Below are 22,460 nucleotides of genomic sequence, written 5' to 3' on the forward strand. Positions count from 1 at the left end.
ACGCCTGGACCCCGCCGGACGGCCCAGCGCCAACCGTGCGTCACCACCGGCCACCGCATCGGCTCTGATGCGGCAGGGTTCAGCTCCGGGCGGGCTCCGTGTCATAGCGGACCGGGAGTTCCGTCAGGCCGCGGGCGCGCAGGGAGGGCCGCCAGCGCGGAGCGGAAGCCGCGGCTTCGAGCACGGGGTAGCGCTCCAGGAGGGCGGTCAGGGCGATCTCGGTCTCGGCTCGGGCCAGGGGGGCGCCGAGGCAGTAGTGGATGCCGTGACCCAGCGCGAGGTGACCCGAGGTGTCGCGGTCCAGGTCGAGGAGGTCGGGGCGCGGGAAGCGGTCCGGGTCGCGGTTGGCCGCGGAGAGCGAGAGCAGGACGGTCTCCCCCGCCGGGACGGTGACCCCCGCGATCGTGAGGTCTTCCGTCGGGAAGCGTCGGATGGCGAGGGGTGCCGGTCCCTCGTAGCGGGCGATCTCCTCGACGGCAGCCGGCAGGCCTGACGGGTCGTCGCGGAGGCGCGCGAGTTGTTCGGGGTGCTCCAGGAGCGTGTGGATCGCGTTGCCGATGAGCTGGACGGTGTTCTCGTACCCGGCGAAGAGGATGAGGAAGGCGAGCGACATCAACTCGTCCTCGCTGAGCCGGTCGCCGTCGCCGTCGCCGTCGCCGTCGCCGTTGCCGTTGCCGTCCCGGACGGCTATCAGGTCGGAAAGGAGGTCGTCGCCGGGGCTGCTGCGCTTGTGCGCCATGAGCTCGGTGAAGAAGCCGAGCATCGCCACCACGGCTTCGCCGGCGGCCCGGGGCCGCTCGGGGTCCGGGGCGATGAGTGCGTCCGTCCAGGTGCGGAAGTCGAGGCGGCGGTCCTCCGGGACGCCCAGCAGGTCGCAGATGACGACGATGGGCAGCGGTGCGGCGTAGGCGGCCACCAGGTCCGCGGTCCCGGCCTCGCCGAGGACGTCGAGGAGGCGGTCCGCAGTCGCGCGGATGGGGGTGCGGAGTTGCTCGGTGCGGCGCGGGGTGAAGGCGCGGCTCACCAGTCTGCGGATGCGGGTGTGGTCGGGCGGGTCCATGTTGAGCAGGTTGGCGTCCAGGGCCGGCGGCAGCGACAGCCCCCGGTAACCGCCTTCTCCCGCACGGGACTTGTCCAGGGACATCCGGGGATCGGCGAGCGCTGCGCGTACGTCGTCGTACCGCGTGACCAGCCATGCCGGGGTGCCGTCGGTGCCGGTGATGCGGCAGACCGGCGCGGTGTCACGCAGCCGGGCATAGACGGAGTGGGGGTGCTCTAGCAGTTCGCCCTGAAGATCCATGGGGCCACCTTAGGACGGTGGAGCAACCGGCCGTCCCGGCGGCCGGCCCGGGCCACGCGCGCCTGGTACCGGTGGTTCTGGTCGTGGACGAACTCCCCGGCGCCTTCCGGAGCGCCGGGGACGGGTCCGCCCCCGAGTGCGGGACGCGGAGGCGGACCGGGCGCGGGCATGTCGCCCAGTGGGCCAGGGAGCCCGGCCGACTCACCGGAACGACCGGCTCAGTGGAGCGACCGGCTCAGTGGAACAGCATGGACGCATCCCCGCTCGGCGTGGACACCGAGCCCGGGCACAGGAAGCTGCCTGAGGCCTTGGTCGCGGTGAAGGCCCGGTTGACGTACTTCCGGCTGGTGCCGTCACGGTCCCACACGATGTTCGTGGCCTTGTACCGGCAGGAGATGAAGCTCTGCTTGCCGGTGATGTCGATCAGATCGGTCCGGGCCGTGCCGGCTGCGTCGTCGAACGTGAAGGCGGGGTTGTTGTTGAGGGTGGCGGCGATACCGCCACCGCAGGCGAGGTTGCCGCCCGGCGCGTTGATCGTGGTGCGGTCGACGGTGAGGGCGTTCGGGGCGGCGGCGCTGGTGCTCGCGTTCGTCCAGCCACAGCTGTTGCCGGCGACGACCATCACGCCGTCGGCCTTCTGGTCGGCCGCCGGGGCGGCGGAGCCGTAGGCAAGGGCGGTACCGGTACCGGACGAACCCGCCGCGAGGACGAGTGCCGCGATTCCGACGACACGGGCGAGTCGTGTGGTGCGGGAGATGGGCGTGGTGTGCCTCATGGGTCGCTCCTCCATGCCACGTGCTGGTGGGGATGGGCGAGGCTCTGGGCCTCTCAGGGGGGTGCGGAGTGCGTGCCGGGAGCGTCCCACAGCCACCTCGAAGTGTCAGGAGCCTGTCAGGTGCATGGCAATAATTGGCTTGAATTACCGGTCGGTACGGCGCGGGCGCCGGGGCGGGACGAACCATGAGGTCCGCCTCCCCGATGACGGGCACAATGAGGAGAGACCTCGATCGAAGGGGGACCTCCGATGCCATCGGACCGGCCAGGGGGTGAGCATGCCGACGCCCCCGGTCCGATCCGGTCCGAGCCGGGGTCGCTGCTGGAGCACGTGTCGGTGGCCGTGTTCGGTCTGGACGACCAGGAGCGCGTCCGCTACTGGGGCCCCGGCGCACGCCACCTGTTCGGATACCCGGCCGAAGAGGTGCTGTCCCGGCCGGCCTCGCTCCTCTTCCCCGACCCGGTCCCGGGACACCCCGGCGGGGCCGCGCGGCTGGTGGAGCGCGGCCGCAGCCTCGGCTACTGGCGGGTCCGGATGCCCGCCCGGCACCGCGACAGCGGCGTCTTCGACTGCGGCTTCCGGGTGTTCCCGGTGACCGGGACCGGGGACGACTCGGTCGTCATGGGTCTGGCCAGCAGGGGCGATGAGCTCGACCGGGTCAAGACGAACCTCGTCTTCCTCGACGCGCTCTTCGAGACCTGTCCGATCGGCCTGGTCATGCTCGACGACGAGCTCCGGTACGTCCACCTCAACCAGGTGCTGGCCGACATGGACGGACTTCCCGTGGGCGAGCACCTCGGGCGGCGCATGACCGACATCATGATCACGTCCGACGGGGGCGAATACGAACGCAGCCTCCGGGCCGTGGCCGAGAAAGGGGACCCTCTGGTGGGTGCGCTCGTGGGACTGCGCACGCCGGGCCGGCCCGACCGGGACCAGGTCCGTTCCGTGAGCTTCTTCCCACTGAGCGGGGCGGGGGACACCCGGACCGGCCTGGGCGGACTGCTCGTCGACGTGACCGACCGGGAGAGGGCGCTGCTCGAAGCGACAGCCGCCCGCCAGCGGCTCGACCTCCTGGACCGGGCGTCGGCCCAGGTCGGAACCACCCTGGATCTGGAGGTCACGGCCCGCGAACTGGTCGACGCCGTGATGCCCGACTTCTGCGACGGCGCCGTCGTGGAAATGGTCGAGTGGATGTACGAGGACGAGCGGTTCGACCCGGCTCTGCCCCTGACCACTCGCCGGATCGCCGGTGGCACGGTCCTGCCGCCGCCCGCCCCCGAGCTGGTCGGCGGCCTGGAGCGGGTGACGTACCCGCCGGGATCGGGCATCCACCAGATGCTGAGCAGCGGCCGCCCGCTGTCGGTCGTGGTCGAGGAGGCGTTCGCGACCCGCACGGCCGCCCACCGGGACCGGGCCCGGCTGCTGCTCGACAGCGGCCTGGGCGGCATCGTCCTCGCCCCCCTCGTCGCCCGGGGCACGGTCCAGGGCATCGCCATGTTCGGCCGGTCCGTCGACCGCCCGGCCTTCACCGAACAGGACGTGACCCTCGCCGGCGAACTGGCCTCGCGCGCCGCCCTGTGCCTGGACAACGCCCGCCTGTACGGCCGGGTCCAGGACATCGCGCTGACCCTCCAGCGCGCCCTGCTGCCCAGCGCCGTGGCATCCGGCACGCACGTGAGCGTCGCCCACCGCTACCTCCCGGGCAGCAGGATCACCGAGGTCGGCGGCGACTGGTACGACGTGATCAACCTGCCCGGCGACCAGGTCGCGCTCGTCGTCGGGGACGTCATGGGGCACGGGATTCCAGCCGCCGCGTCGATGGGCCGACTACGCATCACGGCCAAGGCGGTGGCCGCCCACAGCCGCACACCCGAGGCACTGCTCGCCGAACTCGACGCGTGCGCGCAGGACTCCGGCATCCAGCTGGCCACGTGCCTCTACCTGGTCTACGACCCGCACACCGGCCGCGCCCGCATCGCGAACGCGGGCCATCCGCCACCACTGCTGCGCCACCCCGACGGCACCGTCCAGACCATCGGCGAGGGCCTGGGAATCCCGCTGGGGGTGGGGGGCGTCGCCTTCCGTTCGTCGGCGATCGACCTGCCGGAGGGAGCGGTGCTCGCCCTCTACACCGACGGCCTCATCGAAGCGCGGGGCCAGGACATCGGGGCCGGTCTGGACGCCCTGCGGGAGCAGCTGCGCACGGTCAACGGGCCGCTGGAGGAGGCCGCCGACCGGATCATCGCGAGCCTGCTGCCCGCCGAGCCGACCGACGACACGGTCCTGGTACTAGCCCGCATCCGCCGCGCCACTCCCTACTAGATCAATCTCCCGCCCGGTCGGACGCCGCCCGGTCCGGCCCGCCCGAGTGCCCCCGCGCGACATCCGTCAGCTCGGGACCTAAACCGACGTCGCACCGATGCCGTCCGCGACCGGGCCCGGGCCCGGGCTCGCAACGCGAACCGGCCCCCGATGTGCTCGGAAGACGCTGAGATTGCTTTCCCGGCATCTCAGAACGGGCCGCTGAGGGTGCCGAGCCGGTCGGTCAGGCGCAGGTTCTCGGAGTAGTCGACGGGGCAGGCGATCACGGAAACGCCGTCGTCGTCCAGGGCGCGGCGCAGCGTGGGCAGCAGTTGGTCTGCGGACTCGACCCGGTAGCCGCGTGCGCCGAAGCTCTCGGCGTAGGCGACCAGGTCCGGATTGGTGAACCGGGTGTGGCTGTGGCGGCCGAGCTCCAGTTCCATCTTCCAGGTGATCAGGCCGTACTCCTCGTCCACGAGGACCAGGACGACCAGGGGGACGCGTTCGCGGACGGCGGTCTCCAGTTCCTGGGAGTTCATCAGGAAGGAGCCGTCGCCCATCATGGCCAGGACGCGTCGGTCCGGCCGGGCCAGTTGGGCGGCGATGGCGCCCGGCAGCGCGAATCCCATGGTGGACAGTCCGTTGGAGACCAGGCAGGTGTTCGGTTCGTAGGTCGGGTAGAGCCGGGACATCCACATCTTCCCGGCGCCGGTGTCGGCGAGCACGATGTCGTGGCGGTCCAGCGCCGTGCGGACGTCCGCCACCACGCGCTGCGGCACCAGGGGGAAGGCCTCGTTGTCGCGTCCGTACCGAAGTTCTTCGTCGAGCAGCGAACGAATCTTCGTGCTGCTCGACGCGTCGTAGGCGAGGCCGTCGGGCAGTGCTGCCGCGAGGGCGTCCAGCGCCTGCGAGAGATCCCCCTCGACGCCGACGGCGACCGGGTAGTGGGCGTCCACCTCGGCCGGGAAGCGGTGCAGGTGCACGATGCGCTTGTCGCCGTTCGGGTTGATCTTGGCAGGGTCGAACTCCTGGACCTCGTAGCCGACGCAGAGCAGCACATCGGCCGCGTCGAAACCGAAGTTGCCGTAGTCATGGCGCATGAAGCCGACCGCGCCGAGGGCGTTGGGGTGGTCGTCGGGGAAGACGCCCTTGCCGTGAAAGGTGGTCGCGACCGGGATGTTCAGCCGCTCGGCGAACCGCAGCAGGGCGGCCGAGGCCCCGGCTCTCGCGGCGCCGTGGCCGGCCAGGACAATGGGATTCCGGGCCGTGCTGAGAACCTCGACCGCTCGTGCGATCTGGGAGGGTGACGGCGCATCGGCGCGCACCGTATCGATCTGCAAGGAGCCCAGGGTCTCGACGGGACGGTCCGCTTCGATGTCCTCCGGCACCGCCAGGAACACGGCACCGGGACGCTCGCTCTGAGCGGTCTTGAACGCCTTGCGCATCATTTCCGGCACCGCGTCCGGACACTCGATGCGGGCCGACCACAGGGTGACGGGAGCGAACATCGACACAAGGTCGATGACCTGGTGGGACTCCTTGTGGATGCGGCGCAGGGAACCCTGGGCGGCCAGCGCCACCAGCGGCGCGCTGTTGGTCGTGGCGTCCGCGGTGCCGAGCAGCAGGTTGATCGCGCCGGGCCCCAGGGTCGCCGAACACACGCCGGCCCGGCCGGTCAGCCGTCCGTAGATCTCCGCCATGAACGAGGCGGCCTGTTCGTGGCGCACCAGGATGTAGCGGATTCCGGAGTCGTTCAGCGCGTCGACGAAGCGGATGTTCTCCTCCCCCGGGATCCCGAAGACGTACTCGACGCCCTCCGCCCGCAGACAGCGCACCAAGTGATGCGCGACGTCCTCCACCGCTGTCGTCTTCCGCGACTCGGTCGCCGCGCCCTCGGTATCCATGCGACGAACCTAGGCACGCCCCACTCCCCCGGCCACTCTTCGGCCGCCGACCGGGGCATCACCACACTCCTCGCCGCCGCCGGCACCGGGATGGGCACGGGGCCACCACCAACCCGTACGAGATCGCGACCGGCGAGGGCGGCGACGGCACCCCGCGTCCCGTCGCATCCGGTCGAACCGGCCTGCTGCCGCGCGGCGGCAGCGACTCCAGCCGGGGACACGCCGCCCGTTCGTCAGACCCCGCGTCCCGCAAGACATGATCGGAAACGAACACGATCCACTTCCGTGTCGAACCCTAGGTCGAGGTCGCTGTCCGGCGCAGCACCCCGATCTTGTCGATGCGGTGCTCGGGGTTGCCCTGGGCGTCGCTCCAGAAGTTGCCCTCGGCGTGGTCCTCCGGTGTGGCGCAGGTCGAGATCGTGATCATGGCCTGGGTGGGGGCCGCGCCGGGTGCCCCGGGGACCGGCGCGCGCTGCTCGTCGAGCGAGCGCTGCGACCGGAAGGACGTCCTGCGGGTGGCGATGATCTCGTAGGTGTACTCGGCCCCGTCCGCGGTCACGACGACCGGGTCGCCCACGCCGACGGCGGGCAGGTCCCGCAGCGGGCCGCCGGCCGACAGCCGGTGCGCGGTGACCAGGAAGTTCCCCACCTGGCCGGGTCCCACCCCACCCCGCTCCCCGTACGGGCTGGCTGCGATCCCGCGGTCCTGGATGAGGGTTCCGGGCCGGTCGTCGGTGGTGCCCTCGTACGGGACCACGCGGAGCCCGGTGACCCCCGCGGAGGGTATGGACAGGTTCGACTCCCGGGTGCGGACATCGACCGGATCCCGCGCGGGCGTGGCCGCGGGCTCGACGGCCCCGGCGGACGCCGGACCGGTGGCCGGGGCCGTGGTGGGCACCTGCGTCGTCCGCGGCCCCGCCGCGGGTCCGGCGGCGGCCGAGGGCCCGCAGGCCGCCAGCAGGGCGGTCACGGAACCGGCCAGTACGGCGGGGACGGCTCGGGACGGGAACGGCAGGGGCATGGGTGCATCCGTGGGGGTCGTCGCCCGGGCCGAGCGGCAGGTGGGTGACCCGGTTGACGGTCAGGGTGACATACGGAGCAAGAAGTCCATAAGGGTCCAGGTCTGTGACCTGCCTCCCCGTCTCCGAACGGCCGGTTCCGAGAGGGGGAGGCAGGCCCTCGGCGCGGCGGAGAATGCGAGAGGCCGGCGGTCATCCCGTCTGCGCCAGGTGGCGAGTGCCGCCGGCCAGGGGGCGCGGACGGGCGGTTACTCGACCTTGGCCCAGTCGAGCGTGCGTTCCACTGCCCTCTTCCAGCCCTCGTACCCTTCGGCGCGCCGCTCCTCGGACCACTGGGGCTCCCAGCGCTTGGACTCCTGCCAGTGGGTGCGCAGTTCGTCCGTGTCCCGCCAGAAGCCGGTGGCGAGGCCGGCCGCGTAGGCGGCGCCCAGCGCGGTGGTCTCGGCGACGACGGGGCGGCTGACCGGTACGCCGAGGACGTCGGACTGCGTCTGCATGCACAGGTCGTTGGCGGTGACGCCGCCGTCTACCTTGAGCACGTCGAGGTGCACACCCGAGTCCTGCTCCATGGCCTCCACGACGTCGCGGCTCTGGTAGCAGATGGCCTCCAGGGTGGCCCGCGCCAAGTGGCCGCTGTCGTGGTAGCGGGCGAGGCCGACGATGGCGCCGCGGGCGTCGGAGCGCCAGTACGGGGCGAACAGTCCGGAGAAGGCCGGAACGAAGTAGATGCCCCCACTGTCCTCGACCGTACGGGCCAGGCGTTCGGTCTCGGCAGCGTCAGTGATGATCTTCAGCTGGTCGCGCAGCCACTGCACGGCGGAGCCGGTGACCGCGATGGAGCCTTCGAGGGCGTAGACCGCGGGGCTGTCGCCGAACTGGTAGGCCACGGTGGTGAGGAGGCCGTGCCGCGAGCGGACGAGCTCGGTGCCGGTGTTGAGGACCAGGAAGTTGCCGGTTCCGTAGGTGTTCTTCGCCTCGCCGGGCGCGAAGCAGACCTGGCCCACGGTGGCCGCCTGCTGGTCACCGAGCACGCCCGTGATGGGGATCGCCTCCCGCAACGGCCGCGACGTGCGGGTCCGTCCGTACGCCTCGGGATGGGACGACGGGTTGATCGTGGGCAGCATGGACCGGGGAATGCCGAAGAACCCCAGCAGTTCGTCGTCCCAGTCGAGGGTCTCCAGGTCCATCAGCATGGTGCGGCTGGCGTTGGTGACATCGGTGGCGTGGACGCCGCCGTCGGGGCCTCCGGTGAGGTTCCACAGCACCCAGCAGTCGGTGTTGCCGAAGAGGGCGTGCCCCTTATCGGCGGCCTCCCGCACGCCGTCGACGTTCTCCAGGATCCACTGGATCTTGCCGCCGGAGAAGTAGGTGGCCGGGGGCAGCCCCGCCTTGCGGCGGATGACCTCGCCCTGGCCGCCGCGCTCCAGCGCCGCAGCGATGGAGTCGGTACGGGTGTCCTGCCAGACGATCGCGTTGTAGTACGGGCGCCCGGTGCGGGGGTCCCAGACGACGGTGGTCTCGCGCTGGTTGGTGATGCCCACGGCCGCGAGGTCGGAGGCGTCGAGGTTGCCGTGCCGGAGGGCGTTCTGGATCACCGAGTTGGTGCGCTCCCAGATCTCCACCGGGTCGTGTTCGACCCATCCCGAGCGCGGCAGGATCTGGTTGTGCTCCAGTTGGTGCCTGGCCACCTCGTTGCCGGCATGGTCGAAGATCATGAATCGGGTGCTGGTGGTGCCCTGGTCCACTGCGCCGACGAAGTCAGCCATGGGATGCCGCCTCCTCTGGGGAATGCCGTGAATGGGGCCGGCGCCCGGGACGGAGCGCCGATGCGCGTCCGTCCCGGGTGCGGGCAGCTCTGTGCGGTTCAGCTCTCGTCCGGGACCGGTACCCGTCCGGGGGGCTCGGGTTCGGCGTCCGGCAGGAACCGGCCGACGAGGAGCTTGTAGAGAGCCGCTCCGAGCACGCCCCCGATGAAGGGGCCGATGATCGGGACCCAGAAGTAGAGATGGCCGTACTGATCTCGCCATGCCCCGCCGTAGCCGGTGAGGAAGCTCGCCAGGCGGGGGCCGAAGTCACGGGCCGGGTTGATCGCGTAGCCGGCGTTGGTGCCCCACGCCATGCCGATCGCCACCACGATCAGGCCGACGATGAACGGGGCGAGGTTGGCGCCGGGGGGCGTACCGAGCATGTCCGTGATGGCCAGCACCAGGAAGAGGAGGATGGCGGTCCCGATGATCTGGTCGCGCAGCGCACCCCACTCGGTCACCGGCAGGTTCGTGTTGCCGTTCGCCGGGAGCGTGGAGAAGACCCCCTGCGTCTTGATGGTGTGACCGGGGTCGGCCTTGGCCAACGCCTCGCTGTAGTTCCAGCGGACGATCAGGGCCCCCACGAAGGCTCCGGCCACCTGGGCCACTGCGTAGGGGGCCACCTTCTTCCACGGGAAGCCCTTGAACGCGGCCAGTGCGACCGTCACCGCGGGGTTGATGTGAGCACCGCTCAACCTGGCCGCGACGTAGACGCCCAGGGTCACGCCGAGGCCCCAGGCCCAGGCGATGCTGTCGTGGTTCCCGAGACCGCCCGCGGGGTCCGTGAGGGCCCCGCCCGCGACCACTTGGGCCACCACACCGCAACCGAAGAGGATAAGGATCATGGTGCCGGCGAATTCGGCGAAGAGTTCGCCGACCAGACCCGATCTATGGAGGCGCTCCGTCATGGATGCCCGCTTCCCGCCGGGCCGAAGGCCGGCTTCGAACTGCCCCGAGTCCTCTGTCTGACCGCAGTACGGGACGGTCCCGCGCGAAGGACGGCAGGTCCTGCGCGGCGCTCTCGCCCCGCTGCGGGTACGTCGGTCCTCCCTCGTTCCGCCGCCCTTCGGGCGGAGCCGCCTCGGATGGGACAGGGCCCGGCCGGGGCGACTGCGGCTCCGGCCGGGCCCTGCGTGCGTGGGGTGTTGCCCCGAATCCCGGACGCCCGGCCGCTCCGGTCAGAAGCCGTCTGCGTGCGGGCCCTTCGCACGGGGCGCGCCCTGACGGCCCGGCCGACGCGACGGTTGGCGGGGCTCGGGATGGACCGGGTCCAGTCCGGGCGGCAGCGGGCGCTGCTTGTCCTCGCGGCCCTTGCCCGGCTCCCGGTGCTTGCCCTTCATTCCGCCCATGACGGCAGACTCCTTCTGACGGGGACGGAGGATTCCGAGGATTCCTCTCCACCACGCTGACACAGCCGGTTACTTTCCGCACCATGTGGTCTACGGGTCGCAGTGCGCACGCACGCTGCGCCTCCGGTCGGCGGGGCCGGGAACCGGCCCGGGGCACCCATGTGAAGCCGCCGCGCCCGGTGTTCGACCCTGTAGAGGACGACGCGGCCGGCCGCGGGACGACCGGAGGCGAGGCCGCCACGCGGCCCGTCGGGCTCCGTTCGGCTCCGTTCGACGTCCCTGCGATCCGATGGGCACCGGGCGGGCGGAGTCCGTCGCGGCCGTCACCGGTCGCGGGCCGCCTCCTCGGCAGCCGCGATGGAGGCGAGGGGCGAGCCGGGGTCCCGCTCCACCTCCAGGTCGCCCAGGGTGACGATGCCGACGAGCTCACCCCCGGCGTCGCGCACGGGCAGGCGCCGCAGCGCGTGCCGGCGCATGAGGTCGACGGCCTCGTCGACGTGGTCGTCGGGCCCGACGGTCAGGGGTTCGGTGCTGCAGACCGCGTGCACGGTCGTCTCCGCGGGGTCACGGTCCTCCGCCATCCCGCGGACGACGAGATCGCGGTCCGTGACGATGCCGCAGAGCCGGCCCTGGTCGACGACCAGCACGTCCCCGATGCCCGCGTCCCGCATCACCCGCGCCGCTTCCGCCAGTGAGGTCAGGCGCTCCACGGCCACCGGGTTGCGCGTCATCACCTCGTGCACTCGTCGGGTCATCGGTCCTCCCGAAGGTCGTAGCCGCCGTGGGACACGGCACCTGCTGCGCGGCGCCTACCCCGCCACCGGCGAGGTAGGCCCGTGGGCCCGGCCTGGCCGGTTCCCGTATCCGGCGGTGGCGCCGTCCGGGCGGGCGCCGCTGCCCGCAACGGGTGGGGCTCCGCCCTGCCGGGCGGCGCGGGCACGAGGGCCCCGACCGGCCGGGGGGGATGGCCGATCGGGGCGGCCCCAGCCGGCCGGGGGGGAAGGCGGGCCAGGGCGTTCACGAGCGGGAGCGGGAAGGACCCCGTGTGACCTCCCGGCGGCGGCGACGCGGGCACCGCACCGGGCCCGGGGGCTTCGTCCTCCTGCGCCCCGCATCAAGACAAACGGTCAGCGGCCTCTCGTTGTTCCCGCACACCGCTGGTACTCGGGGTCAAGATCGGGAAGGATCTCGCGCATGGTCTCGATAGTGCAGAACGTGGCGGTCGACTGTGTGGACGCCTACGCGTTGGCCCGGTTCTGGAGCGTTGCGACGGGCTGCCCGATGCATCCGGACGCCAAACCGGGCGACCGGGAAACGATGGTGCTGCTGGCGGAGGGGCCGGTGCTCTACTTCAACCAAGTGCCCGAACACAAGACGGTCAAGAACCGGATCCACCTGTGCCTGCGCCCGGAAACCACGCGTGACGATGAGGTGGAGCGGCTGCTCGGTCTCGGCGCCACCTTCGTCTCCGACCACCGCAACCCCGACGGGTCCGGTTGGGCCGTTCTCGCCGATCCCGAGGGCAACGAGTTCTGCGTCCTGCGCAGCGACTCCGACCGGGCGCGCGCCGATGCCCAGGGCGCAGACCCGTCCGTACCCGGCGCGGGGGCCCCGGCGGCCCGCCCCGGCGCCGGAGCCGGATGCGGAGTCGGAACCTGACCCGTTTCAGGCCGACGGGCGACGATGTCCTGCGGGATCGTCCTTTCCGGCCCTGACGGGTCGATACGCTTGCCCGGGCGAGGACCGGTCGTTGGGCGGAGGAGAAACACGTGGGTACGGGCAATCCGTTGACGCAGGTACCGCGGATGCGGCTGGACGAGCTGCTGGACGAACTCCAGGCGCGCATCGACGCCGTTCGCGGCACCCGCGACCGGGTGCACAGCCTGCTCGAGGCCGTGGTCTCGGTCGGCCGGGAGCTCGATCTCGCCCAGGTGCTCCGGCGGATCGTGGAGGCGGCCGCCCTGCTCGTGGACGCCGAGTACGGGGCGCTGGGCGTGATCGGCCCCGACGGTCGCACGCTCGCCCGGTTCCTGACTGTCGGGCTCACCGATGAGGAGATCGCACGGATCGGGCCGCTGCCCGCCGGCCACGGCCTGCTCGGGGAGGTCATCCACCATCCGGAGCCCCTGCGGCTCACCAACCTGGGCGCGCACCACTCGTCGTACGGCTTCCCGGCCCATCACCCGCCGATGCGTACGTTCCTGGGTGTGCCGATCCGGGTCCGCGACGAGGTGTTCGGCAACCTGTACCTCACCGACAAGCGGGGCGGGTTGGACTTCGACACCGAGGACGAGGCCGTGATCTCCACCCTGTCGGTGGCGGCGGGTGTCGCGATCGACAACGCGCGACTGTACGAGGGGTCGCAGCGCCAGCAGCGATGGCTCAGGGCCAACGCGGAGATCACCGAGAGCCTGCTGTCCGGCTGTTCGCGCCCGACGGTGCTGGAACTCATCGCCCGCCGGGCCCAGGAGATCACCGCGGCGCGCCTGGCGGACATCGCCATGCCGGTGGCCGGAGTGGACGGCCTGGTCGTGGAGTTCGCTGCCGGCGCGGACGGACCGGAACGGCAGGGACTCGTCGTCCCCTTCGCCGAGACGCTCTCGGGAGCCGCGTACCGGGCGGGCCGACCCGTCACGGCCATGACGGGGGCGGACGACGCGCACTACCCGGCCGAGGCCCAGGTCCGGCAGCGGGCGGGGCTGGGGCCGGCCGTCGCCGTCCCGTTGAGCACGGCGGGCGGGGAGAGCCGGGGCGTGCTGCTGCTCGCGCGCGCGGCGGGCGAACCGGCGTTCGGCGAGGGCGAGCTGGAGCCGCTGGTGGCCTTCGCTGGTCAGGCGGCGCTCGCCCTGGAGCTGGCGGAGCGGCGCCGGGACGCCGAGCAGATAGCGCTGCTGGAGGAGCGTGACCGGATCGCCCGCGACCTGCACGACCTGGCCATCCAGCGTCTCTTCGCCACCGGGATGACCTTGCAGAGCGCGGCCCGGCTCGTCGAGCACGAAGGAGCCGCCGAGCGGGTCGGCCGGGCGGTCGACGACCTGGACGAAACCATCAAGATCATCCGATCGACGATCTTCGGACTGCGTACCAAGGACCGTGAGAACGGCCCGGGCCTGCGGGCGCGGGCGGCCCGTGCCGTCGGCGAAGCCGCCACCCCGCTCGGCCATCCGCCGCGCCTGAGCATGGAGGGCCTGCTCGACACCGACGTACCGGCCCAGATCGCCGACCACATCATGGCGGTCCTGGGGGAACTCCTCAGCAATGCCGCCCGCCACGCGCGGGCCACCCGGGTCGGCGTGAGCCTCAGGGCGGGGAGCGGCGAAGTCGTGCTGGCCGTCACGGACAACGGCACCGGCATTCCGGCGCAGGGCCGCCGGAGCGGTCTGCGCAACCTCGACGAACGGGCCCGGGCCGTCGGCGGGTCCTTCACCGTGGAGAACCCGCAGGAGGGCGGCAGCCGGCTGGTGTGGCGGGCACCGCTGCCCGGCGGGAGCTGAGCGCGGGGACGGGTCGGCTTCAGGCCCCCGGCGCGGGGTGCGGTGCCGCCTCCTCCAGCCGGAACCCGGTGACGAGGTCCGGGTGGATCCGCAGGGCACCGGTCATGGGCGTTCCGACCCAGGGGCGCAGCAGGTCCGCGTACCGGTCGGCGTCGGCGGTATCGGCCACCGGGCGCGCGTAGCCGGTGACGACGACGCTCCAGCCGAGGTGGGTGTCGGGGTCGATGACGTCCGCTTCGTAGGCCACGACCACCCCAGGGGCCTCGGTCGGTGCCGCCAGCGAGCCGAGCGCCCCGCCTCCGTGAATGCGGACGACGATGTCCTCGCCGTCGACGAGGTGGTTCACCGGCCGAACGGCGGGCAGCGCGTGCCGGGTGAAGACGATGCGTCCCAGCGACACCGTGGCGAGGAGTCCCAGTGCCTCGGCCCTGTCCAGCTCCCGCATCCGTCGCGGGTCCGCGGACCGGGGCGGCTGCGTGATCACGAGACGACGAGGTTCAGGTCGCGGTCGGCGGCGAGCACCCGCATGGACTTGATCACCTGGGGTGGCACGTCGCACAGGAGGAGCCGGGTTCCCGCCTCGCGGGAGTGACGTTCCAGTCGGGTGAAGAAGGCGATGCCCGCACTGTCGCAGAAGGAGAGGCCGCGCAGGTCCAGGATCAGGTTGCGGTGGCCGGAGCCGGCGAGTTCGCGCAGGCGCGGCGCCACGTGCTCCACGGTGAAGAAGTCGAGCTCCCCGGCCAGGGCTATTCTCAGGCCGCGATCGTCGCGTGCCACGGTCCTCAGGTCGATCAGGGCGGTCCTCATGTCGTCCTCCGCGCTGCGTGCGGCTCCGTCGAGTCGCGCCATTGCCGTGCGCCCTCAGTGCACCTCGTGCGGCCGGCCCCGGAAAAGGCCCGGCAGGCCCTTCGGACAGGGCCGAAGGTCCCTGTCCGAAGGGCCGGCCGGTACCCGCCCCGGAGCGGCCCTCCCGTGCGGGCCGATCGGGTCCTGTCCGACCGGCCGGCCGGGCTGCGGAAGGCCGGTGGGCGTGCGTCCGCGACGGACCCGGCCGAAGGAGTCGCGTCGTGGCAGGGGCGCGGAAGCCGGCCGTGGAGCGTCAGCGGTGCGGGACGACGGCCACGGGGCAGACCGCGTGGTGCAGCACGGCGTGGGCCACCGAACCGATGCGCGCCCCGAGCGCCGACTCGCGGACCCGCCGGCCGACGACCAGCAGCCCTGCGTCCGAAGCGGCGGACAGCAGCGCGTGGCCCGCGCTCCCCTGCTCGACGTGCTCGACCACCTGCACCTCGGGGTACCGGGCCCGCCACTGCTCCAGGGCCTGCTCCAGCGCTTCCTGCTCGTACGGCGCCAGGCCGCCCAGCTGGTCGGCGATCCACATCGACCCGGGGCTGTAGCCGTAGATCGGGGGCAGGCTCCAGGCCCGGACGGCCCGGAGCGGCACCTTGCGGGCCGCGGCCTCCTCGAAGGCGAAGCGCAGCACCTCGGCGGACTCCTCCACGCCGCCCTGCTGGCCGACGACCACCTCTCCCCCGCCGGCCGCCGGGACCGGCCCGTCCCGCCCAGCCCGGACGGAGACGACGGGGCACTCGGCGGCGGCGATCAGCTGCTGCCCGTACGAGCCGAGCAGGAAGCCGGCCACGGCGCCGTACCCACGGGAGCCGAGCACCAGCATCTCCGCCCCCTTGGCGGCGCGCAGCAGGGCCGGCACCGGAACGTCCGGCACCACCTCCGCGGTGAGCGCGACCCCGGGATGGCGACGGGTGAGCTCGGCCTCGGTCTCCTCCAGGATCTCCTGGGCCCGGCGGGCCTCGGTCGCGCGGTCCTGGACGACCGGTACGGCGAGCGGCTGCCACAGCCAGGCGTGGACCACGTGCACGTGCAGATTGCGGAGCACGGCTTCCCGCGCGGCCCAGTCGGCAGCGGCCCTGCTCTCCGCCGAGCCGTCCACTCCGACGACGAGGGTTCGCTTCACAGGTCTGTCCTCCGTACTGACGCGCGGGGCGTCGGTATCTCCCGCAGGGATGGGTCGCGCCGGCCGGGGGAAGGACCGGCCGCCGCGCCATTCACCGTGCCCGGGACGGGCAGGCGCACGGAAGGGCCGACCGGCCCTCACCGAGGGACGGTCCTCCCCTGCGGGCCGCCCGCGCACGGGCGCAGGCTGTCGGCATCGGCTCAGTCGACGAACGCCCCGGACCCCGGCACGCAGGAGCGGACATGACCGCGTTGACCGCGCAATCGATCTCGGAGCTGGACGCCCACTGGCGCGCCGCGAACTACCTGGCCGCCGGCCAGATCTACCTTATGGGCAATCCCCTGCTGGCCCAGCCGCTGCGGCCGGAGCACATCAAGCCGCGGCTGCTCGGCCACTGGGGCACCTCGCCCGGTCTGAACCTGGTGTACACCCACCTCAACCGCGTGATCAGGGAGCGGTCCCTACAGGCGCTCTGCGTCTGGGGCCCCGGGCACGGCGGACCCGCCGTCCTGGCCAACTCCTGGCTGGAGGGGACGTACAGCGAGGTCTACCCGGACGTGGCGCGGGACGCCGACGGCATGGCCCGGCTGTTCCGGCAGTTCTCCTTCCCCGGCGGGGTGCCGAGCCATGTGGCTCCGGAGACGCCCGGGTCCGTCCACGAGGGCGGTGAACTCGGCTACGCCCTCTCCCACGCCTACGGGGCCGCGTTCGACCACCCCGGTCTGCTGGTCGCCTGCGTCATCGGCGACGGCGAGGCGGAGACCGGGCCACTGGCCGCGTCCTGGCACTCGAACAAGTTCCTCGATCCGGTCCACGACGGCGCGGTCCTGCCCGTCCTGCACCTCAACGGCTACAAGATCGCCAACCCGACCGTGCTGTCACGGATCCCCGAGGCCGAGCTCGACGCGCTGTTGCGCGGTTACGGGCACGAACCCCTGTACGTGACCGGCAGCGAGCCCGCCCTGGTGCACCAGGCCATGGCCCGCGCGATGGACCACGCCCTGGACCGGATCGCGGCCATCCAGCGGGAGGCCAGGACGGCGGGCGCCGATCCGGGCCGCGAGTACACCCGCTGGCCGATGATCGTGCTGCGCACGCCCAAGGGCTGGACCGGACCGGCGACCGTGGACGGTGAGCCGGTCGAGGGCACCTGGCGTGCCCACCAGGTCCCGCTGGCCGGGGTCCGCGAGAATCCCGAGCACCTGCGACAGCTGGAGGCCTGGCTCCGCTCGTACCGACCCGAGGAGCTCTTCGACTCCCGCGGACGTCCGACGGCGCAGGTCCTGGCGTGGGTCCCGGACGGCGGACTCCGCCTCGGGGCGACGCCTTGCGCGAACGGGGGCCGCCTGCTGCGGCCGCTCCCGCTCCCCTCGCTGGACGCGCACGCCGTCCCCGTCCCCAAGCCGGGGCGCGGCCTGCACGAGCCGACCCGCGTCCTGGGGAGCTTCCTGACACAGATCATGCGGGACACCGCGGGGCGGAGGGACTTCAGGGTCGTCGGCCCGGACGAGACCGCTTCCAACCGGTTGGACGGCCTGTACGAGGCCACCGGCAAGGCCTGGCAGGGCATCACGGAGGCCACCGACCGGAACCTGTCGCGCGACGGCAGGGTCATGGAGATCCTTTCCGAACACGTCTGCCAGGGCTGGCTGGAGGGCTACCTGCTGACCGGCCGCCACGGCCTGTTCTCCACGTACGAGGCCTTCGCGCACATCGTGGCGTCCATGGCCGGCCAGCACATCAAGTGGCTGAAGACCGCGCGCGAGCTGTCCTGGCGCGAGCCCGTCGCCTCCCTGAACTACCTGCTCACCTCGCACGTCTGGCGTCAGGACAACAACGGCTTCTCGCACCAGGACCCCGGCTTCGTCGACCACGTCCTCAACAAGAGCCCGGAGGTCGTGCGGGTCTACCTGCCGCCGGACGCCAACACCCTGCTCGCCGTGGCCGATCACGCCCTGCGCAGCCGCGACCGGGTGAACGTGATCGTCGCGGGCAAGCAGCCCTGCTTCGACTGGCTCCCGATCGACGCGGCCCGTGAGCACGTGGCGCGCGGCGCCGGCGTCTGGGACTGGGCCGGCACCGACCAGGGCTCCGGCGATCCGGACGTCGTCCTCGCCTGCGCGGGCGACGTGCCCACCATGGAAGTGCTGGCGGCCGCGGCCCTGCTCCGCGAGCACCTCCCCTCGCTGGCCGTGCGCGTCGTCAACGTCGTCGACATCGCCCGTCTGATGCCCCACGAGGAACACCCGCACGGCATGACGGACGCCGAGTACGACGCCCTCTTCACGACCGACAGCCCGGTGATCTTCGCCTACCACGGGTACCCGTGGCTCATCCACCGCCTGGCCTACCGCCGGACGGGCCACGCCCGGCTGCACGTGCGCGGGTACAAGGAGTCCGGGACCACGACCACCCCCTTCGACATGGTCGTCCGCAACGACATGGACCGCTACCGGTTGGTCATGGACGTCATCGACCGCGTCCCCGGCCTCGCGGAGCGCGCCGGAGGGCTGCGCCGCGCCATGGCCGACCAGCGCGTCCGCCACCACGACTGGATCCGCGCGCACGGCACGGACCTGCCTGAGGTGGCGGACTGGTCCTGGCCGTGCTGAACGGGCGCCCTACCGCTCCGGCACGCCCCGGCATCCCGTGCATCCCCGACCTCCCCGGCGGTCGCCCTGCGTGACGGAGGCGGTCGGGGGGATCTACCGGCGGGTGGGCCCGGCCCCCTCCTGAGACAATTCCGGTGGAAGCGCACCAGCACCTACGGCGTCACCCGGAGCAGGCGGCGATCATGTCCAACGTACCGGGAGCCTCCGCGGAGGCTCCCATCAAGGTGTTCCTCCTCGACGACCACGAGGTGGTGCGGCGGGGGCTGCGCGACCTGCTCGACGCCGAGGCCGACATCACCGTCGTGGGCGAGGCGGCGACGGCCGGCCAGGCCCTGGCCAGGGGGCCGGCGCTCCGCCCGGACGTGGCCGTCCTCGACGTCCGGCTGCCCGACGGCGACGGGATCGCGGTCTGCCGGGAGCTGCGTTCCCGGATGCCCGGCCTGGCCTGCCTGATGCTGACGTCGTTCGACGACGAGGACGCCCTGCTGGACGCGATCATGGCAGGGGCCGCCGGGTACGTGCTGAAGCAGATCAAGGGGACCGACCTGGTCTCCGCGGTGCGCACGGTCGCCACCGGGCAGTCCATGCTCGACCCTGCGACGACCGCACGCCTGATGCGCTCCCTCCGTGCCCCGGAGCCGGTCGGGACACCCGAGGACACCCGCCTGGCGGCGCTCTCCGAGCGGGAACGGGCCGTACTCGAACTGATCGGGGACGGCCTCACCAACCGCCAGATCGCGAAGCGGCTCTACCTCTCGGAGAAGACCGTCAAGAACCACATCTCGCGGCTGCTGGGAAAGCTGGGCGTCGAACGGCGGGTACAGGCAGCCGTCATCGCCGCGCACGTCCACGACCAGGGGAACGGCGGCGAGGCCGCGCCGAGGCACTGAGCTGCCGGTCGGGCGTCGAGCATGACCTGAACCAGGAGGCCGTTCCGATGGATTCCACCTCTTCGATCCGCTTCAACGCGGCGCTGCCGGCCGACTGCCGCAACCGCCTGATGGAGATGGCCGGTGAGGTCAACTTCGACGAGGGCGCGCATCTGTTCCGCGAGGGCGGTCGCGCCGACCGGTTCTGGATCGTCCGGTCGGGCACGGTGACCCTCGACGTCCATGTGCCGGGCCGACGCGCGGCGGTCATCGAGCGGCTCGGCGCCGGTGAGCTGGTCGGCTGCTCGTGGCTGTTCGCACCGTACACCTGGCGTTTGGGCGCGGAGGCCATGACACCGGTACGCGCCCACGAGTTCGACGCCGTGCGCGTCCGCGAGCTGATGGAAGCCGACAGCGCGTTCGGCGCGGCCCTCGGTCACTGGGTCGGACAGGTGCTCGCCCACCGGCTGCAGGCAGCCCGAGTGCGCCTGCTCGACCTCTACGCGCCGTACGGAAGCGGCAGCTACCTGTGACCGTGGCAGAGGACCTCCTCCGTGCGGACCGCGCCCGGAGGCGGCGGTGCCGTCCTTCGGGCGCGGTCCGCACCTCAGGGTCCCGATGGCCCTTACGGCCCCCGGTGGGGGCCGTTCGGCCCTCGAACACCGGCGGGAACCGGCGGATGGTGGGGGGACACCCCGACCAGGACGCACGTTCCTCGCGTCACACGCCGGAGCAGGAGGACGTCATGAAGCACATCAAGGTGGCGGATCTGATGACCGACGAGGTCGTCTCGGTGGCCCCGGAGACCGCCTTCAAGGACGTCGCCAAGCTCCTCGCCCAGTACGGCGTCTCCGGGCTGCCCGTCCTCGACGACGAGGACCGCGTCGTGGGCGTCGTGTCGCAGACCGACCTCCTGGCCCACCTGGCACCGGCATCGCACCCCCCGCAGGAACCCGGCGAGGTGGCGGAGCCGCCCACGGCCGGTGACGTCATGTCCGCCCCTGCGGTCACCGTCGGCGCCGAGGTGACGGCCGGTGACGCGGCCCGGCTGATGACCCGCCGGGGCGTCGAGCGGCTGCCCGTGGTGGACGAGGAGGAACGGCTGGTCGGCATCGTCACCCGCAGGGACCTGCTGCGCCTGTTCGTGCGTCCGGACTCCGAAATACGCCGGCGGGTCACCGACGAGGTCCTCGCCGAGGTACTGGACGTGCCGCTCGGCGACGTCGCCGTCCACGTCGTGGACGGCATCGTGACACTGGACGGCAGCGTCGAGCGGCAGAGCCTGCTCCCCGTGCTGGTGCGTCTGGTGGAACAGCTCGACGGAGTCGTCGCCGTCGCGTCCCACGTCACGGCCCGCACCGACGACACCTCCGCCGCCCGCACGGGCCGCGCCGGCCGTACGGTGATGTGGTGACCAGGCGCCGGACCCGACCCGCCGCCCCCCGTCGCTCGCCGTCACGGCGCACGGCCGGGCGGCACCCACGCGAGAACGCAGCGACGCACCGGACGCACCGCACCCACTGGACAGTCCCATGACCGCAGCACACCCGACCCTCGACTCCGACACCGTCGCCCGGCTCGTCGGCGACGCCGTCACCGCCCCGTCCATGCACAACGCCCAGCCGTGGAAGTTCGTCTTCCGCCGTGCCGACGGCGTCATCGAGCTGTACGGCGACGCGGAACGCTCCATGCCCCGCACCGATCCGGACCACCGTGCTCTCCACCTCGGTTGCGCGGCGGCCCTGTTCAACCTCCGGGTGTCCGCGGTCCGGCACGGACTCCGGGCACGGGTGCGCCTGTTGCCCGACGCCTCGCAGCCGTGGCTGTTGGCGACCGCGGCCCTCGGCGCACCGTCCGACGAGGACCTCGACCTGGCCGTGCTGCACGACGCGCTCCGCCGTCGGCACACCAGCCGCTTCCCGTTCAGTGACGAACCGGTACCGGACGCCCTCCTGGACGGGCTGAAGGGCGCCGCGCTGCTGGAGGGCTGCCGGCTCGCCGTCGCGGGCGACTGGCACCTGGATACCGTGCTCGGCCTGGTACGGGACGCGGAACACCGGGAGGACATGGACCCGCTCGTCCGCGCGGAGACCTCGGCCTGGGCCTCGCCCGCGCGCACCGCGTCCGGTGCACGCCGCGACGGCGTTCCCGCCGACGCGTTCGGTCCGCGGAGCTCCGCGGGCGCCGCCCCCGTGCGGGACTTCGGCCGGGACCACCCCATGGCGGACCGCGGCTGGGCCGTGTTCGAGAAGCGGCCCCAGCTCGCGCTGCTCGGCACCCCGGCGGACACCCGGGTCGACTGGCTGCGGGCCGGCCAGGCCCTGGAGCGCGTCCTCCTCCAGGCCACCGCCGACGGCCTGGCCACCTCGATGACCTCGCAGCCCCTGGACTGGCCGGAACTGCGATGGACGGCCCGTGACCCGCTCGACGCCATGGGGCACGTGCAGATGGTCGTGCGCCTGGGATACGGCCCTCAAGGCCCGGGGACGCCCCGCCGTCCGGTCTCCGACGTTCTGGAGATCCGGGCGTAGCCGACCGGACGCAGGCAGCCGCCGCGTACGGGAGAGTCCGCCGGAGTCGGTGCCACCGGTCAGTACGATGAACCGATCCGGCACCGGCGGGGCCGGCGGACTGGAGGGCAGCGGTATGACGGGCGAGCGCAGGGGCGGCTCCGGGCAGCACCCGCGCCGACGCGGTCAGGGCGAGCTGGAGATCGCCGTCCTGTCCGCCCTGGGCGAGGCACCGGGTCCGGTGACCGTGCCCTGGGTGCAGGAGCGCCTGGGCGGCGGGCTCGCCTATACGACCGTGATCACGATCCTCACCCGGCTGCACGCGAAGGGCGCCGTGACCCGTCGGCGGGAGGGCAGGTCCTTCCAGTGGACACCGGTCGCGGACGGGGCCGGTCTGGCCGCGCTGCGCATGCGCAAGGTGCTGGACGGCGAGGAGAACCGGCAGGCGGTGCTCACCCGCTTCGTCACGGCCCTGCCGCCCGGGGACGAGCAGTTGCTCCGCAACCTGCTGGCCCAGGCGGCCGAGGAGGAGGAAGACTGACGC

General features: G+C 72.5%; 19 protein-coding genes and 1 pseudogene. 9 read left to right on the forward strand and 11 right to left on the reverse strand.

All coding sequences use genetic code 11. From position 1 onward, the window contains the following. Positions 1-79: 79 nt before the first annotated feature. Both R4Z63_RS00525 and R4Z63_RS00530 read right to left on the reverse strand, forming a co-directional pair. Entirely contained in the window at positions 80-1,300 is a 1,221-nt protein-coding gene (locus tag R4Z63_RS00525) for a cytochrome P450 family protein (protein ID WP_384453956.1), read from the reverse strand. A gap of 235 nt (positions 1,301-1,535) precedes the next feature. Continuing rightward, positions 1,536-2,075: a hypothetical protein gene (locus R4Z63_RS00530; RefSeq protein WP_384453953.1), complete on the reverse strand. Its 540-nt coding sequence runs from the start codon at positions 2,073-2,075 to the stop codon at positions 1,536-1,538. Between the two features lie 249 nt (positions 2,076-2,324). Between R4Z63_RS00530 and R4Z63_RS00535 the strand changes: the two genes are divergently transcribed. Continuing rightward, on the forward strand, positions 2,325-4,400 hold the full coding sequence (locus R4Z63_RS00535) for a SpoIIE family protein phosphatase (RefSeq protein ID WP_384453949.1): 2,076 nt from the start codon (positions 2,325-2,327) through the stop codon (positions 4,398-4,400). 188 nt (positions 4,401-4,588) lie between these two features. On the opposite strand, the gene R4Z63_RS00540 is transcribed toward R4Z63_RS00535, so the two are convergent. The 6 genes from R4Z63_RS00540 to R4Z63_RS00565 all read right to left on the reverse strand — a co-directional run bounded on the left by R4Z63_RS00540 (position 4,589) and on the right by R4Z63_RS00565 (position 11,211). After that, positions 4,589-6,283: an acetolactate synthase large subunit gene (locus R4Z63_RS00540; RefSeq protein WP_384453946.1), complete on the reverse strand. Its 1,695-nt coding sequence runs from the start codon at positions 6,281-6,283 to the stop codon at positions 4,589-4,591. A 295-nt stretch (positions 6,284-6,578) separates the two neighbouring features. Next, a complete protein-coding gene (locus tag R4Z63_RS00545; protein WP_384453942.1) occupies positions 6,579-7,304 on the reverse strand; it encodes a class E sortase in 726 nt (241 codons plus the stop codon). 246 nt (positions 7,305-7,550) lie between these two features. Continuing rightward, entirely contained in the window at positions 7,551-9,068 is a 1,518-nt protein-coding gene (gene glpK, locus R4Z63_RS00550; protein ID WP_384453939.1) for a glycerol kinase GlpK, read from the reverse strand. A 98-nt stretch (positions 9,069-9,166) separates the two neighbouring features. Then, complete coding sequence (locus R4Z63_RS00555) at positions 9,167-10,015, reverse strand: MIP/aquaporin family protein (RefSeq protein ID WP_037922576.1); 849 nt, start codon at positions 10,013-10,015, stop codon at positions 9,167-9,169. A gap of 270 nt (positions 10,016-10,285) precedes the next feature. Continuing rightward, on the reverse strand, positions 10,286-10,456 hold the full coding sequence (locus tag R4Z63_RS00560) for a hypothetical protein (protein WP_384453935.1): 171 nt from the start codon (positions 10,454-10,456) through the stop codon (positions 10,286-10,288). Between the two features lie 323 nt (positions 10,457-10,779). Beyond that, the gene (locus R4Z63_RS00565) at positions 10,780-11,211 is read right to left on the reverse strand and encodes a CBS domain-containing protein (RefSeq protein WP_384453933.1); all 432 of its coding nucleotides are present in this window, start codon (positions 11,209-11,211) and stop codon (positions 10,780-10,782) included. A gap of 439 nt (positions 11,212-11,650) precedes the next feature. Here R4Z63_RS00565 and R4Z63_RS00570 point away from each other — a divergent pair. Then, positions 11,651-12,019 (forward strand): annotated as a pseudogene (locus R4Z63_RS00570) (VOC family protein); the annotation flags it as partial. 206 nt (positions 12,020-12,225) lie between these two features. Continuing rightward, positions 12,226-13,950, forward strand: coding sequence for a sensor histidine kinase (locus tag R4Z63_RS00575; RefSeq protein ID WP_384453930.1), 1,725 nt, complete (start codon positions 12,226-12,228; stop codon positions 13,948-13,950). A gap of 19 nt (positions 13,951-13,969) precedes the next feature. Here R4Z63_RS00575 and R4Z63_RS00580 read toward each other — a convergent pair whose 3' ends face one another. The 3 genes from R4Z63_RS00580 to R4Z63_RS00590 form a co-directional block, all read right to left on the reverse strand. Beyond that, the gene (locus R4Z63_RS00580; protein WP_384453928.1) at positions 13,970-14,395 is read right to left on the reverse strand and encodes a pyridoxamine 5'-phosphate oxidase family protein; all 426 of its coding nucleotides are present in this window, start codon (positions 14,393-14,395) and stop codon (positions 13,970-13,972) included. Between the two features lie 35 nt (positions 14,396-14,430). After that, complete coding sequence (locus R4Z63_RS00585) at positions 14,431-14,799, reverse strand: STAS domain-containing protein (RefSeq protein WP_384453925.1); 369 nt, start codon at positions 14,797-14,799, stop codon at positions 14,431-14,433. Between the two features lie 250 nt (positions 14,800-15,049). After that, complete coding sequence (locus R4Z63_RS00590; protein ID WP_384453922.1) at positions 15,050-15,925, reverse strand: universal stress protein; 876 nt, start codon at positions 15,923-15,925, stop codon at positions 15,050-15,052. A gap of 194 nt (positions 15,926-16,119) precedes the next feature. Between R4Z63_RS00590 and R4Z63_RS00595 the strand changes: the two genes are divergently transcribed. The 6 genes from R4Z63_RS00595 (at position 16,120) to R4Z63_RS00620 (ending at position 22,457) form a co-directional block, all read left to right on the forward strand. After that, positions 16,120-18,537: a phosphoketolase family protein gene (locus R4Z63_RS00595; protein ID WP_269084559.1), complete on the forward strand. Its 2,418-nt coding sequence runs from the start codon at positions 16,120-16,122 to the stop codon at positions 18,535-18,537. A gap of 182 nt (positions 18,538-18,719) precedes the next feature. Then, positions 18,720-19,427 (forward strand): response regulator, encoded by a 708-nt coding sequence (locus tag R4Z63_RS00600; RefSeq protein WP_384453919.1) that lies wholly within the window; start codon positions 18,720-18,722, stop codon positions 19,425-19,427. Between the two features lie 47 nt (positions 19,428-19,474). Beyond that, complete coding sequence (locus R4Z63_RS00605; RefSeq protein ID WP_384453916.1) at positions 19,475-19,939, forward strand: cyclic nucleotide-binding domain-containing protein; 465 nt, start codon at positions 19,475-19,477, stop codon at positions 19,937-19,939. Between the two features lie 212 nt (positions 19,940-20,151). After that, positions 20,152-20,820 carry a CBS domain-containing protein gene (locus tag R4Z63_RS00610; RefSeq protein WP_384453913.1) on the forward strand — a complete coding sequence of 223 codons (669 nt, stop codon included), beginning with the start codon at positions 20,152-20,154 and terminating at the stop codon, positions 20,818-20,820. Between the two features lie 118 nt (positions 20,821-20,938). Then, positions 20,939-21,937, forward strand: coding sequence for an Acg family FMN-binding oxidoreductase (locus R4Z63_RS00615; protein WP_384453910.1), 999 nt, complete (start codon positions 20,939-20,941; stop codon positions 21,935-21,937). A 115-nt stretch (positions 21,938-22,052) separates the two neighbouring features. Further along, a complete protein-coding gene (locus R4Z63_RS00620; RefSeq protein ID WP_384453975.1) occupies positions 22,053-22,457 on the forward strand; it encodes a BlaI/MecI/CopY family transcriptional regulator in 405 nt (134 codons plus the stop codon). The last annotated feature ends 3 nt before the right edge of the window (positions 22,458-22,460 follow it).

The organism is Streptomyces sp. PL-29, from assembly GCF_058344425.1.